The following is a 13,598-nucleotide window of genomic DNA, read 5'->3' on the forward strand; positions in this document are numbered from 1 at the left end:
TCCACGGTCCCCAAATCATCAGGGCAACCAGTGAATCACGCTCCAAACAACCGCGCCAGAACTTCTTCAACAGCCTGCTAGCCTGCCGGCGCGGCCGGCGCGCCGAACCAACCGATCACGGCGCCGATGATGAGCAGCACGCCGAGCCAATGGCCGGCATCGATCAGCGTGAGGTCCCAGCCAAAACCCTGATAGCGGTGGTTGACCGACAGCGTGGTGGCGACGAAGCCAAACCAGAGCACAAAGCCGAAGATCACGCCGGCGAGCGGGTTGGGCTCGCCGCCGGTCATCGCGCCGACCACCAGGGTCATGACCAGCGCCATGACGAGCTCGGCGACGAAGCTGACAATGAACGGAACGGCCGAGCGCTTCATCGTCGCCGGATCGAGCTTTGCCGCCTTCAGCCAGGGCCTGCTCAGGCCCATGTACCAGGCGGCACCGAACAGCCACGCCACGACGGCTGCGGCGATCACCGCCAGCCAGTTCACCGTTGAGAAATCCATAGAATTCCCTCCCGAAAGATGAGCGATGGAATCCCTGTTCGCCGGCTGCGTCAAGCCGAAGCGGCGGAAACCCATCGCCACACGGTCGTGCGCTTGACCTCGGCATCCTCCAGCACGCGCGTCACCGGCACCTGGTAGACGGCGAGCGATTGCAGTCCGGTCTTCGGCAGATAGGCGCGCCCGGGATCGCCGACGAGGACGTCGGCGCCGCGCGCCTTGAGGCTCGTGAACCACGGCGTCAGCCTCTCCGCCAAAGGCTTGTCGTAGAAGACATCGCCGGCCAAGACGACGTCCCAGCCGTCATCCGTGCCGATGCAGTCCGCATCCAGGAAATCGGCCTTCACGCCATTGGCTTCGAGGTTGAGGGTGATGACCGTCGCGCAAAAGGGATCGATATCGGCCGCGTTCACTTCAGCCGCGCCGGCCTTTGAGGCAGCGATCGCAACCATGCCGGAGCCGGAAGCGAAGTCGAGCACGCGTTTCCCCTGCACCGTCGCCGGATGGTCGAGCACATAGCGGGCAAGGCCCTGGCCGCCGGCCCAGGCGAAAGCCCAGAAGGGCGGCGGCAGGCCGATCTCGGCCAGCTCCTCCTCGGTGCGCAGCCACAGGTCGTGCGCCTCGTCAGCCAGGTGCAGCAGCACTTCCGGCACGTGCGGCGGCGCCATCAGCGCCGTATTGTCGAGGATGAATGTCCTTGCGTTTTTGGGAGTGAGTCTGGTCACGGCGCCGGGTCGAGGCCGGCCATGCGGCAGACTTCTTTCCACTCTGCCGGCGTCACCGGCTGCACGGAAAGCCGGCCAAGCCGCACCAGCGCCATGTCGGCCAGCTTCGGATTGGCCTTGACCTGTTCCAGCGTCACCGGCTTCGGCACGTCTTTGCGGGCGCGGATGTCGACGCATTCCCAGCGTGGATCGTCCGTGGTGGAGTCGGGGTGGGCGAGCGCGCAGACCTCGGCGATGCCGACGATGTCGAGGCCTTCATTGGAATGGTAGAAAAAACCGAGATCGCCGATCTGCATGGCCTTCATGTTGTTGCGCGCGGCGTAGTTGCGCACGCCGTCCCACTGCGTGCCGGCCTTGCCCTTCGCCTTCAGCGCCTCGAAGGAAAAGACCGAAGGTTCGGACTTGAACAGCCAGTAGTTCATCTCAGTTGTCCCCTTGATTGTCGGTTCGCCACGATTGAAGCGTTGGCGCTCTTCCTTATCCTTTCCCCGTTCTCGCGGGGAGCGGGAGCGCCAGCGACCGGTCACGCGGCGGCGGGCTTCTGGAAGACCCAATTCCATGGACGGATTTCGACGCTTTCGAACAGGCCAGCCTTGGCATAAGGGTCGGCGGCCGCCAGGGCTTGCGCGCCGGCCATGTCGGGCGCCTCAATCATCACCAGGCTTCCGTCAGGCTTGCCGGCAGCGTCGAGGAAGGGACCTGCGAAGGCAAGTCTTCCTTCGCTGATCAGCCCTTCCAGGAACGCCGCATGCGCCGGCCTTGTGTCGGCGCGCAGCTGCAAGCTGCCGGGCTTGTCCTTGCAAATCAATGCAAACAGCATGTTTTCAACTCCGAGGCTTCAAATGTCGGTTTCGGTTTTGAGCGGCCGCGTCATCAGCGCCGTCACCGCCTGGCCGATGGTCACCTTGCCATCGAGGATGGCGGCGACAGCTGCAATGATCGGCGCCTCGATGCCGCGCTCGGCGGCTATTCGGGCGGCAATGGCGGCCGTCGGCACGCCTTCGGCGAGCGGCAGGCCGGTGAGCTCCTTGCCTTGGCCGAGCGCCAGGCCGTAGGCGAAGTTGCGCGACTGCGCCGAGGAACAGGTGAGCAGCAGGTCGCCGAGGCCGGAGAGCCCCATCAGCGTTTCCGGCCTGGCGCCGAACGCGGCGCCGATGCGGCGCAGCTCGACGAAGCCTCGCGTCACCATGGCGGCCTGGGCGCTGGCACCAAGCTTGGCTCCGGTGACGGCGCCGGCAGCAATGGCGAAGACGTTCTTCAGCGCGCCGCCGATCTCGACGCCGATGAGATCGTCGCTGGAATAGCAGCGCAGGTTCTCGGCCGAGAAGCGGGCAGCGAGATCGGCCGCCAGTTCTCCGTCGCGGCCGGCCACCACCACGGCCGTCGGCAAGCCGCGCGCGACATCGCTGGCGAAGCTCGGGCCGGAAAGTGCTGCGACCGGATTGTCGGGCAGGTTTTCCTCGACGATCGAGGACAGCAGCGCGCCGGTGTCGCGCTCGATCCCCTTGGCGCAAAGGACCAGCGGCACGCCGGATGGCACATGGCCGGCGGCGGCGGTCAGCACCGCGCGCAGCGATTGCGCGGGCGTTACCGCCAGCACGCAATTCGCACCGTCGAGCGCAGCAGCGATATCGCTGGTGGCGACGATGCCGGGCTCGATCGCGATGCCGGGCAGATAGTGCGGGTTTTCGCCACGGTCGATCGCGTCGACGGTGTCGGGATCGCGGGCATAGAGGCGGACAAAATGGCCGGCGCGCAGCATGGCAAGCGCCAACGCCGTGCCCCAGGCGCCGCCGCCAAGCACTGCTACACGCCAGCCGCTGGGCGCCTTGGTTTGTGCGCCGTTCGTGACCGCGTCAGTCATGCCTTTGCCCCGCGACGGCCCGAGCCGACCAAGGGAGCCGAAACACTGTCCAGCGGCCAGCGCGAGCGCGGCACGAAGTCGGCGGCGCTCGCGTCGACCATCCCGGCGCGCAGCCGCTCGATGCCGGCCCAGGCGATCATCGCGGCATTGTCGGTGCAAAGCTTTTGCGGCGGCGCGACGAATGCGAAGCCGGCCTTGGAACAGCGCGCCCCCAACGTCGCCTTGATCGTGCGGTTGGCGGCGACGCCGCCGGCGACGACCAGCGCCGGCTTTGCCGTGTCGGGAAATTCCTTGCGGAAACGGGCGAGCGCCCGCGCGACACGGTCGCCCAGCGCATCGGCCACCGCCGCCTGGAAGGAGGCGCAGATGTCGGCGACGTCCTGGTCGCTGAGCGGCGCGATTGCCGTTGCCGCCTGGCGCACAGCCGTCTTCAGGCCGGAGAAGGAGAAATCCGGCTGCGCCGAGCCTTTCATCGGACGCGGGAAGGCAAAGCGGCTCGCATCGCCGCCGGCCGCGGCCTTTTCGACATTCGGCCCGCCCGGATAGGGGAGGCCAAGCATCTTGGCCGTCTTGTCGAAGGCTTCGCCCAGCGCATCGTCGATGGTCGTTGCCCACCGCTGGTAGTCGCCGACGCCGCGTACAGCGACGATCTGGGTGTGGCCGCCGGAGACCAGCAAGAGCAGATAGGGAAAGTCGAGCCCCTCGGTCAGCCGGGCAGTCAGCGCGTGACCTTCGAGGTGGTTGATGGCGATCAGCGGCTTGTTCGCGGCGGCGGCAATCGCCTTGGCGGTCATCAGACCAGCGATCAGCCCGCCGACCAGCCCCGGCCCGGCAGTCGCGGCGACGGCGTCGACCTCATCGAGCGATACGGCCGAATCGGTCAGGGCTGCCTCGACGATCCCATCCAGCGCCTCGACATGGGCGCGCGCGGCAATCTCGGGGACGACGCCGCCGAAGGCGGCATGCTCCTCGATCTGGCTCAAGACGACATTGGAGAGGATTTCGGGCGCGGAGTCGCCGTCCAGCGCCACCACGCTGGCCGCCGTCTCATCGCAGCTTGTCTCAATGCCCAGAACGCGGATCAATTCGTCGCTGTCCTCGAAGATTGTGTCTCCGACCTTTCCTATATAGGAGGTCTGTCGATAGTCAGGTGGTGCCGGCCTGCAAATGGCGGTTTTCTGCGCTTCCGGCGCTCGCGTACCCAAAAGCACGCTCCGGTTCTCGAAATCCGCCATTTTCGGCTCGGCCTGACCTGAATCTCGGCAAACCTCGAAATCGCCTGGGGGGTTATCACGGACCGCGCGCCATGCAAACAACCTTGAAAATCGGAACACGCGGCAGCCCGCTGGCGCTCGCCCAGGCGCATGAGACGCGGGCGCGGCTCATGCAGGCGCATGGCCTGCCCGAGCAGGCCTTCGAAATTGTGCCGATCTCAACCAGCGGCGACCGCATTCAGGACCGGCCGTTGTCGGAAGCGGGCGGCAAGGGCCTGTTCACCAAGGAGATCGAGGAAGCGCTGCTCGACCGCCGCATCGATATCGCCGTGCATTCCTCGAAGGACATGCCGACGGTGCTGCCCAACGGGCTGGAGCTTTCCGTCTTCCTGCCGCGCGAGGACGCGCGCGACGCCTTCATCGGCAAGAGCGCGAAGCGGATCGCCGATCTGCCACATGGCGCGACGCTCGGCTCGTCGTCGCTCCGGCGCCAGGCGCTGCTCCGCCGGATGCGGCCGGACCTCAATGTGGTGATGTTCCGCGGCAATGTGCAGACCAGGCTGCGCAAGCTGGATGAGGGCGTGGCCGAAGGCACCATCCTCGCCTATGCCGGGCTGAAGCGGCTCGGGCTCGAGAGCGTGATTACCGATCTGATGCCGCTGGATGTCTTTCCGCCGGCGCCGGGGCAGGGGGCGATCGGCATCGAAAGCCGCATCGGCGACGGCGTGGTCGACAATATGTTGACGGCTATTCACGACATGCCGACCGGCCAGGCGCTGGCTTGTGAGCGCGCCTTTCTTGCTGCGCTCGACGGCTCCTGCCGCACGCCGATCGCCGCCCATGCGATCGTCTCGGACGAATACCTGTCTTTCGCCGGGCTGATCATCTCGCCCGACGGCACCGAGTCGCATGAGGTCAATTTGGATGGCCCGGCCCGGGACGCGGCGAATATCGGCGCGGAAGCCGCGCGGGCCGTTCGTGCCGAGGCCGGCGCAAAATTCTTCGACGGCTGGGCCTGATATGGCCCGCGTCCTGGTGACGAGGCCGGAGCCAGGCGCCTCCCGAACGGCCCGGCGGCTTCTGGACCAGGGGTTCCAGCCCGTCCTGCTGCCACTGACAAAAACGGCGGCGCTGCCGGTCGAGGCACGCGTCCTTCCCGCCGCTGCCGCGGTTGCCGTTACCAGCGCCAATGCTGTCCGCTATGCGCCCAAGGAACTGGTCGCCGCGTTTGCCGCCCTGCCTTGCCATGCGGTCGGGACAAGGACTGCGGAAGCCTGCCGTGCGGCTGGATTTATGTCCGTCTTTGAAGGCCCAGGCGATGCCGAAGCACTGGCCGGTCAGATAACCGCCGAACTCACGGGCAAGGAGATGGTTTATCTTTGTGGCCGGGTGCGCTTTCCGGTGTTCGAAGAACGGCTGGCGGCAGCCCGGGTGCGTGTCCGGCCTTTCGAGACCTACGACACGATCGAATTGGACTATGGCGACGATGACGTCGTTGCCCGATTGTCGGGCACGCCGGTCGAGGCAGTGCTGCTCTATTCGGCCAAGGCGGCACCCGTGATGATTGGCCTGGCCATGCGCCCAGCACTGCGGCATCTCTTTGAACGGGCGGAGTTTTTGGCCCTTTCCGCGCGAATCGCCAACTCATTGGACGGGGTTGGCGGGCAAAAGGTTCGCATTGCCTCTCAACCCGACGAGGACGCGCTGTTCCAGCTTTTGTCGCTACCGGGCTGAGCCGCGTCATCACACCGCCCCCTTTTCACCGCTTGGTGATGTGGTAGAGCATCCTTGAGCTCTAGACCCTTTGAACCATCCTCAAGCCAATTTGCGGAGCCCAAGCATGGTCAAGACGCCTAAGGTGCGACATTCGAAGAGCCGCCGCGAGCCGGTGACCATCGAACTCGAACCCGGCGCCGTCTCGCGAATCACCGACGAGGATGCCGCCAATACCGATACCAACACGGAACGAACCGACGAGGCGAAGGCAGAGGAAGGGGCTGCTGCTTCGCAGCCGGAAGCTCCCGAAGAGCCGATCCATGCCGAACAGGCCGACGTCGAGCCGTGGGAACACACCGACGCGGCGCGGGGCGGAGCTGACCAGGCTGGAACCAACAAGGATGGGGTAGAAGCATCCTATCCGGGCACTGATGAGGCTCCGAAGAGCGAACCAAAAAGCTTCGGCTACAGTTTCGAGGATGCGTCGGCAGCCAAGACCAGTTCTGCCGCCTCGACGTCGAAGCCGAGCGAAACCCGAAGCGACGATCACGACTTCCCGGCCGCCAGGCGCTCAGGCGTCAACATGATTGCCGCCGGCGTGATCGGCGGCGTTGTCGCGCTTGCCGGCGCCGGTCTTCTGCAAGCGGTAGGGCTGCTCGGTTCTCCGACTTCGGTCGGCGGACCCTCGCCCGACGGCGTCACCGGCGAGATCGCTTCGCTGAGAAGCCAAATCGCGGCGCTCAAGGAGACGGCCGATACCGGCGCTTCGGCCAAGGTCGACGGCCTGTCCTCGGCGCTCGACCAGGTGAAGTCGGACGTCGCGGCGCTGAAATCCTCGCCCGGCCAGGGCGACGACGGCGCCGCGCTCAAGGCGCTCACCGACAAGATCGGCCAGGTCGAGACGTCGGTCGCCGACCTGCAGAAGGCCGGAAATGTTGCACCGGTCGATCTCGCCCCGCTCAACGAGAAGCTTGCCGGGCTCGACGCGCTTGTGAAATCGGCGGGCGACGCGGCAAAGGCGGCGGACAGCCGGATCGCGGCGCTGGAACAGTCGGTGCAGCAGCTCTCCGGCAAGGTCGAGGCGCAGGCCTCGCAGCCGAAGATCGCGTTGGCGATCGCCGCTTCGGCGCTGAAGGCGGCGCTCGATCGCGGCGCGCCGTTCGCGACCGAGCTCGACACGTTCGCCGCGATTGCGCCCAACGCGCCGGAGCTTGGCGTTCTGCGCGGCTATGCGGAAAAAGGCGTGCCCACGCGAGCCACCATCGCTTCCGAGGCCGAAGCCGCCGCCAACGCCATGATCGAAGCGGCAACGCCGGTCGACCAGAATGCCGGCTTCTTCCAAAGCCTGGTGTCGAGCGCGAAATCGCTGGTGCAGGTGCGGCCGGTCGGCGCCGTCGAAGGCAAGGGCGTGCCGGAAACCGTCGCGCGCATTGAAGTGGCAGTCAACCAGGGCGACTATGCCAAGGCTCTCGCCGAATACGATACCCTGCCCGATGCGTCGAAGGCGGCCGGCGCCGACTTCGCCGGCAAACTGAAGGCGCGGCTCGAGGTCGAAAAACAGATCGAAGCGCTGATTGGCGGCGCGACCAAGGCATGAGGACCGTCAAATGATCCGCATCCTCGCCTTCCTCGCCGTCGTCTTCGCGCTGGGGCTCGGCTTTGCCTGGCTGGCCGACCGTCCGGGCGAGATGATCGTCACCTTCAACGGCTACCAGTACCAGGTCACGCTGATGGTGGCGGCGGTGGCGATCGTCGCCGTGGTCGCAGCGGTGATGATCGTCTGGTGGCTGATCAAGTCGCTGTGGAACAGCCCTTATGCGATCTCGCGCTATTTCCGGGTGCGCCGCCGCGACCGCGGCTACCAGGCGCTGTCGACGGGGATGATCGCGGCCGGCGCCGGCGACGGCGCGCTGGCGCGCAAGAAGACCAAGGAGGCCGCCAAGTTGATCAGTTCCGACCAAGAGCCGCTGATCAACCTGCTCGATGCGCAGGCCTCGCTGCTCGAAGGCGACCATGACGGTGCGCGGGAAAAGTTCGAGCGCATGCTCGATGATCCGGAGATGCGGCTGCTCGGCCTGCGCGGGCTCTATCTCGAAGCTGAGCGACTGGGCGACCGCAACGCCGCGCGCCACTATGCCGGTCGTGCCGCAGCTGTGGCACCGCAGCTTGCCTGGGCGGCGGAATCGACGCTTGAAGAGCTGACCGAGCGCGGCGACTGGGACGGCGCGTTGAAGCTGGTCGAGGCGCAGAAATCGACAAGGCAAATCGAACGCGATGCCGCCAACCGCCGCCGCGCCGTGCTGCTCACTGCCAAGGCGCAGGCGCTGGTCGACAGCGATCCGAACGCTGCCCGGACCGCGGCGCTCGAAGCCAACAAGCTGGCGCCCGATTTCGCGCCGGCCGCGGTGATCGCGGCCAACCTGCTGATTAAGCACAACGATGTGCGCAAGGGTTCCAAGATCCTGGAGACCGCTTGGCGGGCCGAACCGCATCCGGATATTGCCGAGCTCTACATCCATGCGAGGCCGGGCGATGCCGTGCTCGATCGCCTCAACCGGGCGAAAAAGCTGCAGGAATTGAAGAAGAACCATGCCGAATCGTCGATGGCGGTGGCGCGCGCCGCGCTCGACGCGCAGGATTTCGCCACCGCCAGGCGCGAGGCGGAATCCGCAATCCGCATGGATCGCCGCGAAGGCGCCTATCTGTTGCTGGCCGACATCGAGGAGGCCGAAAATGGCGACCAGGGCAAGGTGCGGCAGCTGCTGTCCAAGGCTGTGCGCGCGCCGCGCGATCCGGCCTGGGTGGCGGACGGTGTCGTCTCGGAGCGCTGGGCGCCGGTATCGCCGATCACCGGCAAGCTCGACGCGTTCACTTGGCGCGCGCCGATGGAGCGGCTCGGGCAACTAATCGACAGCGCGGTTGAGGAGGCGGTTCCCGCGATCGCTGCATCGGCGCCCGCTTTGCCGGCTGACGAGAGAGCGATCGACCTTGAGCCCGATAGTTCGGCCGAGAAGGCGGCCGCCGAGGCGCCGAACGGCATCGAGAGGGAAACCGCGGTCGCCGCCGCCGATGACACGGTGGTCGAGCAGGCGCCGGAGTTGCCGCGCTTGCCGGATGATCCCGGCGTGACGCCGGAAGACGAGGCGGAAAAATCGCCGCGCCGGTTTCGTTTGTTTTGAGGCTCGGCTTGGCGGACAGGGAAAAAGCATCGATGTTCGAACGCGTATTGTCCTTCCTGAAGGATTTGCCTGCTGCGGGCGCGAGCAAGCCAAGCGCGGACGATCCGCGCGTCGCGGCCTCGGCGCTGCTCTATCACGTGATGAACGCCGACGGCGTGCGCCAGGATATCGAGTGGGAGCGCTTCAAGGAGATCCTGGCCGAGACCTATTCGATCAGCGGCGACGAGCTCGACGCGCTGGCCGCCGCCGGCGAGCGTGCCGATAACGAGGCGATCGACCTCTATGCCTTCACCAGCGTGCTCAAGCGCCATCTGGATGCCGAGGCGCGCAAGGCCTTCATCGGCCTGATGTGGGAGATCGTCTACGCCGACGGCGAGCTGCACGAGCTCGAGGACAACACCGTCTGGCGCGTCGCCGAGCTGATCGGTGTCGAGCGCCACGACCGCATCGAGGCGCGCCGCAAGGCGGCGGCCGAAGCGCCGGGCGCCCGGGGCACATCGAGCGACGAATAGCTGGACCTTTCTTCTTCCATGCCACCCAGACCCAGGCCGAGACCAAAAATCCTGATCGTGCTGCATCAGGAGACTTCGAGCCCCGGCCGCGTCGGCCATATGCTTCTGGAAGAAGGTTTCGATCTCGACATTCGCCGGCCGCCGCTTGGCGAAGAGCTTCCCTGCACTTTGGACGGCCACGCCGGGGCGGTGATCTTCGGCGGGCCGATGAGCGCCAACGACCAGGACGAGTTCGTCCGGCGTGAGACCGAGTGGCTCGAAATCCCGCTCAAGGAAAACCGGCCTTTTCTTGGGATCTGCCTCGGCGCGCAAATGCTCGCCAGGCATCTTGGCGGCAGGGTCGAGGGCCATGGCGAAGGACTGGTCGAGATCGGCTGGTATCCGCTGAAGGCGACCGACGCCGGCAAGAAACTGCTGCAGTGGCCGGAGATGGTCTACCAGTTCCACCGCGAGGGCTTTTCCCTGCCGAAGGACGCGACGCTGCTCGCCACGGCCGAAACCTATCCCAACCAGGCTTTCCGGTATGGCGAGAATGCCTGGGGCATCCAGTTCCATGGCGAGCTGACCAGGGTGATGATGCAGCGCTGGGTGGTGCGCGGCGCGCATCGCTTCGAGCTGCCGGGCGCGCAGCCCGGCCGCGATCATCTCGGCGGCCGGCTGATCTGGGACATGCACCTCAAGCGCTGGCTCGGCGAATTTTTGAGCCTGATCTTCGGCAAGCCGGCCGTCGGATAGATTTTGCCGCAATTGCAGAGGGAAGCCGCAGCACTCTTCTAGTCCGGCCGTCAAGTTGCTGCGCCGGCAATTAGTTCCTGCTATTCAAATGCCGCACCTGCCGCAGCGCAGGGAACAACCAAGCCCAGATCCCGGCAACCGCGATGGCGCCGACGCCGCCGATCACCACCGCCGGCACGGTGCCGATCAGCGCCGCCATGGTGCCGGCGCGGAACTCGCCAACCTCGTTGGAAGCGCCGACGAAGACTTGGTTGACGGCATTGACGCGGCCGCGCACCTCGTCAGGCGTCCAGAGCTGGATCAGCGTCTCACGGATATAGACGCTGAACATGTCGGTGGCTCCGAGCATGGCGAGCGCCACGATCGACAGCCAGGTGATGGTCGAGACGCCGAACAGGACGGTGAAGGCGCCGAACAAGGCGACGAAACCGAGCATGATCTTGCCGGCATGGTCGTGGATCGGATGGCCGGCGAGCCAGACCGCCACGGCGATGGCGCCGATGCCAGGCGCCGAGCGCAGCAGGCCGAGGCCCCAGGGCCCAAGCTCCAGAATGTCGCGGGCATAGACCGGCAGCAGCGCCGAGGCGCCGGAGAGCAGCACCGCGAACAGGTCCAGCGAGATCGCGCCGAGCACGATCTTCTCGCCCCAGATGTAACGAAAGCCGGCAAACAAGGTCTGCATCGTCGGCTTGTCGGTAGCCGTCTGCTGCGCGGGCTTGGGGATGGTGAAGACGAGCAGCGCGGCGACAAGCATCAGGATCGCCGCAGTAGCGTAGGCGATCTCCGCCGAAAGGCCGTAGAGCAGGCCGCCGGCGACCGGGCCGACGATGGTTGCCGTCTGCCAGGCGGACGAATTCCAGGCAATGGCGTTGGCGAAATCCTGTGGCGGCACCAGATTGGCGACCAGCGAGGACGAGGCCGGCCCGTAGAAGGCGCGGGCGATGCCGAACATGGCGAGCACGACGAAGATCGGCAGCGGGCCGCCAAGGCCGCGCAGCGTCAGCAACAACAGAGTGAGCGCACAGCCGGCCTCGACGAACGACGCCAATGTCATGATCAGGCGGCGGCCGAAGCGGTCGGCGACGACGCCGGTGACAAGCACCAGGAGCAGCGACGGCAGGAACTGGACGATGCCGACGATGCCGAGGTCGAAGGGATTGCGCGTCAGGTCGTAGATCTGCCAGCCGACGGCGACTGAGACGATCTGGGTGGCGAAAGTGGTGAGGAAGCGCGCCGTCCAGTAGCTGAGATACGGCCGGTGCCGGAAGGCGGCGTAGCGCTGTTCAGGTGAAGTTGCTTCGGCGGTCATGATTCGAGGGCCCCGTTGTGACATCGGCCGGCGGGGCACTTCCACGGTGGGCGCTGTTCCGGCCGGAGACCCTTAGCCCAGTTCGCCTCGTCGCGCGCGCAAAAAATCGGCGCGGGATGAAGGAACTTCGGAATTATCGTTCACGGTCAAGGAGGCTCAGTCTCTCAGCGCGGCGGAAATCGCTTGCAACCCGCCGCGCAATTCCGCCTCTTTCGGCCAGCCGAAGCCGACGCGGAAGAAGCGCTTCGGCATCTCGAACCAGTGGCCGGGACCGACATAAGTGCCGTGTTCTTCCAGGAGCCGCGCGTAGAACCGGTCGAGGTCGAAACCTGCATCGACATTCAGCCGCGGGAAGCCGACCACACCGCCTTGCGGACGCACCCAGTCGACCACCGGCTCGCCGTCGATCCAAGCCTGGACGATATCGCGGCGCTTGGCCATCTCCGGCAACAACGATGCTAGGAAGGCATCGCGCCGCTCGAGCATGGAGCGTGCGATCGCCTCGTCGATGACACTGCCGCAGATGCCGATCTGCTCCTTGGCGGCGAGGAACGTCTCTTGCAGAGCGTGGTCCTTGCTGACCAGCCAGCCGATGCGGATGCCCGGAATGCCAAATGCTTTCGAAAGGGAACAGACGCTGATCGCGCTTGGACTGAGCGATGCCGCGGAGGGCAGGCGCTCGCCGTAGGAGAGATCGCGATAGGTTTCGTCGACCAGAAGCCGGCAGCGGCGGCTTTCGGCAAGCGCGACCAGCGCGTCGAGATCGGCGCCGGTCATCATCGTGCCGGTCGGGTTGTGCGGGCAGGTGACGCTGATCAGCCTGGTGTTCGGCCGCACCGCCGCCGCGACCCGCGCGACCTCCACGGCGAAGCCCTCGTCGAAGTCGAGATCGACATAGCTGATCGCGCAGCCGATCGCCTTGGGCGTCTCGATATTGGTGGCATAGTTCGGCCGCACGACGACGAGATGGTCATCGGCCGAAAGCAGCGAGGTGGCAATGATGAACAGCGCGCCGGCAGCGCCGGCGGTAACCAGCACGTCGTCCGGGGATAGCGCTTTGTCCTGCCCGGCGATCAGCGCGCGCAATTGCTTATCGCCGCGATGCTCGCCGTAGAACAAGGTGAGGTCGGGCAGCGAGAGGCCGATATCGGCAAGCTTCTGGTCGGCGATCGAGCTTTCGGAGAGATTGAAGCGGATGCGGTCGTAGCCGTATTCCTCCGGCGCTTCCTTCTCGATCACCATCCTCGCATAGTTCATGGCTCACCCGAACAGCATTCGCTTGTCTTATCCAAGCCAAAAGCAGGAAGCCTGCCAAGGTGGATTCCTTGGCAGGCTTCTTCTAACCGTTGGCACAGGGCCAAGATCGTTTAGGCGGGGGCCTTTACTTTCCTGGCCTTTGCCGGCTTCTCCGGCTCGGCTTCGGCCTTGCGGCCGAGGCCGATCGACTTGGCGAGCTCGGAGCGCGATGCCGCGTAGTTAGGCGCGACCATCGGGTAGTCTGCCGGCAGGCCCCATTTGGTCCGGTAGGCTTCCGGGCTCAGCCCGAAATGCACGCCGATATGACGCTTCAGCGACTTGAACTTCTTGCCGTCCTCGAGGCAGATGATGTAGTCCGGCGTCACCGAGCGCCGGGGATTGACGGCAGGAACGGGCGGCGGTGCCGGCGGAGTCGGCGGCTGGTTCAGGGCGCCGATCGAGGAGGCGACACTGGCGATGAGCTCGCCGAGGCCCGAAGCAGGCAGCCGGTTCTTGGCGACATAGGCCGACACGATGTGGGCGGTGAGCTCGAGCAGGTCGACATCCTCCTTGGCTGTATTGGTTTCCTCGTCCACGTCAGTCCTCCT

At 66.0% G+C, this 13,598-nt stretch carries 15 protein-coding genes; 6 read left to right on the forward strand and 9 right to left on the reverse strand.

The features are described from left to right. Positions 1 to 77 precede the first annotated feature (77 nt). The 6 genes from CK221_RS26030 to tsaD form a co-directional block, all read right to left on the reverse strand. Complete coding sequence (locus CK221_RS26030; RefSeq protein WP_095779794.1) at positions 78 to 503, reverse strand: DUF1761 domain-containing protein; 426 nt, start codon at positions 501 to 503, stop codon at positions 78 to 80. 50 nt (positions 504 to 553) lie between these two features. Continuing rightward, positions 554 to 1,225 carry a methyltransferase gene (locus tag CK221_RS26035; RefSeq protein ID WP_066998320.1) on the reverse strand — a complete coding sequence of 224 codons (672 nt, stop codon included), beginning with the start codon at positions 1,223 to 1,225 and terminating at the stop codon, positions 554 to 556. Beyond that, complete coding sequence (locus CK221_RS26040) at positions 1,222 to 1,647, reverse strand: EVE domain-containing protein (protein ID WP_066998318.1); 426 nt, start codon at positions 1,645 to 1,647, stop codon at positions 1,222 to 1,224. Before CK221_RS26040 ends, CK221_RS26035 begins: the two co-directional genes overlap by 4 nt. A gap of 101 nt (positions 1,648 to 1,748) precedes the next feature. After that, complete coding sequence (locus CK221_RS26045) at positions 1,749 to 2,045, reverse strand: YciI-like protein (protein WP_066998315.1); 297 nt, start codon at positions 2,043 to 2,045, stop codon at positions 1,749 to 1,751. A gap of 18 nt (positions 2,046 to 2,063) precedes the next feature. Further along, positions 2,064 to 3,089 carry an NAD(P)H-dependent glycerol-3-phosphate dehydrogenase gene (locus CK221_RS26050; RefSeq protein WP_066998309.1) on the reverse strand — a complete coding sequence of 342 codons (1,026 nt, stop codon included), beginning with the start codon at positions 3,087 to 3,089 and terminating at the stop codon, positions 2,064 to 2,066. Then, a complete protein-coding gene (gene tsaD, locus CK221_RS26055) occupies positions 3,086 to 4,171 on the reverse strand; it encodes a tRNA (adenosine(37)-N6)-threonylcarbamoyltransferase complex transferase subunit TsaD (protein WP_179295210.1) in 1,086 nt (361 codons plus the stop codon). The genes CK221_RS26050 and tsaD overlap by 4 nt, the downstream gene beginning before the upstream one ends. Before the next feature lie 224 nt (positions 4,172 to 4,395). On the opposite strand from tsaD, the gene hemC reads away from it, so the two are divergent. From hemC to CK221_RS26085, 6 genes are all read left to right on the forward strand, one after another. Next, on the forward strand, positions 4,396 to 5,322 hold the full coding sequence (gene hemC / locus CK221_RS26060; protein ID WP_095779795.1) for a hydroxymethylbilane synthase: 927 nt from the start codon (positions 4,396 to 4,398) through the stop codon (positions 5,320 to 5,322). A 1-nt stretch (position 5,323) separates the two neighbouring features. Further along, positions 5,324 to 6,037 (forward strand): uroporphyrinogen-III synthase, encoded by a 714-nt coding sequence (locus CK221_RS26065; protein ID WP_095779796.1) that lies wholly within the window; start codon positions 5,324 to 5,326, stop codon positions 6,035 to 6,037. Positions 6,038 to 6,143: 106 nt separating this feature from the next. Further along, positions 6,144 to 7,616, forward strand: a complete 1,473-nt coding sequence (locus CK221_RS26070) for a COG4223 family protein (RefSeq protein ID WP_095779797.1) — start codon at positions 6,144 to 6,146, stop codon at positions 7,614 to 7,616. Between the two features lie 10 nt (positions 7,617 to 7,626). Further along, positions 7,627 to 9,198: a heme biosynthesis protein HemY gene (locus tag CK221_RS26075; protein WP_095779798.1), complete on the forward strand. Its 1,572-nt coding sequence runs from the start codon at positions 7,627 to 7,629 to the stop codon at positions 9,196 to 9,198. A gap of 32 nt (positions 9,199 to 9,230) precedes the next feature. Then, positions 9,231 to 9,710: a TerB family tellurite resistance protein gene (locus CK221_RS26080; protein ID WP_095779840.1), complete on the forward strand. Its 480-nt coding sequence runs from the start codon at positions 9,231 to 9,233 to the stop codon at positions 9,708 to 9,710. A gap of 18 nt (positions 9,711 to 9,728) precedes the next feature. Next, positions 9,729 to 10,445 (forward strand): glutamine amidotransferase, encoded by a 717-nt coding sequence (locus CK221_RS26085; protein ID WP_095779799.1) that lies wholly within the window; start codon positions 9,729 to 9,731, stop codon positions 10,443 to 10,445. A gap of 70 nt (positions 10,446 to 10,515) precedes the next feature. Here CK221_RS26085 and CK221_RS26090 read toward each other — a convergent pair whose 3' ends face one another. The 3 genes from CK221_RS26090 to CK221_RS26100 all read right to left on the reverse strand — a co-directional run bounded on the left by CK221_RS26090 (position 10,516) and on the right by CK221_RS26100 (position 13,586). Then, the gene (locus CK221_RS26090) at positions 10,516 to 11,754 is read right to left on the reverse strand and encodes an MFS transporter (protein WP_095779800.1); all 1,239 of its coding nucleotides are present in this window, start codon (positions 11,752 to 11,754) and stop codon (positions 10,516 to 10,518) included. A 156-nt stretch (positions 11,755 to 11,910) separates the two neighbouring features. Next, positions 11,911 to 13,011: a pyridoxal phosphate-dependent aminotransferase gene (locus CK221_RS26095; protein WP_095779801.1), complete on the reverse strand. Its 1,101-nt coding sequence runs from the start codon at positions 13,009 to 13,011 to the stop codon at positions 11,911 to 11,913. 110 nt (positions 13,012 to 13,121) lie between these two features. Beyond that, positions 13,122 to 13,586 (reverse strand): MucR family transcriptional regulator, encoded by a 465-nt coding sequence (locus CK221_RS26100; RefSeq protein WP_066998275.1) that lies wholly within the window; start codon positions 13,584 to 13,586, stop codon positions 13,122 to 13,124. Between the last annotated feature and the right edge of the window lie 12 nt (positions 13,587 to 13,598).

Source organism: Mesorhizobium sp. WSM3868 (assembly GCF_002294785.1).
GTDB lineage: Bacteria > Pseudomonadota > Alphaproteobacteria > Rhizobiales > Rhizobiaceae > Mesorhizobium.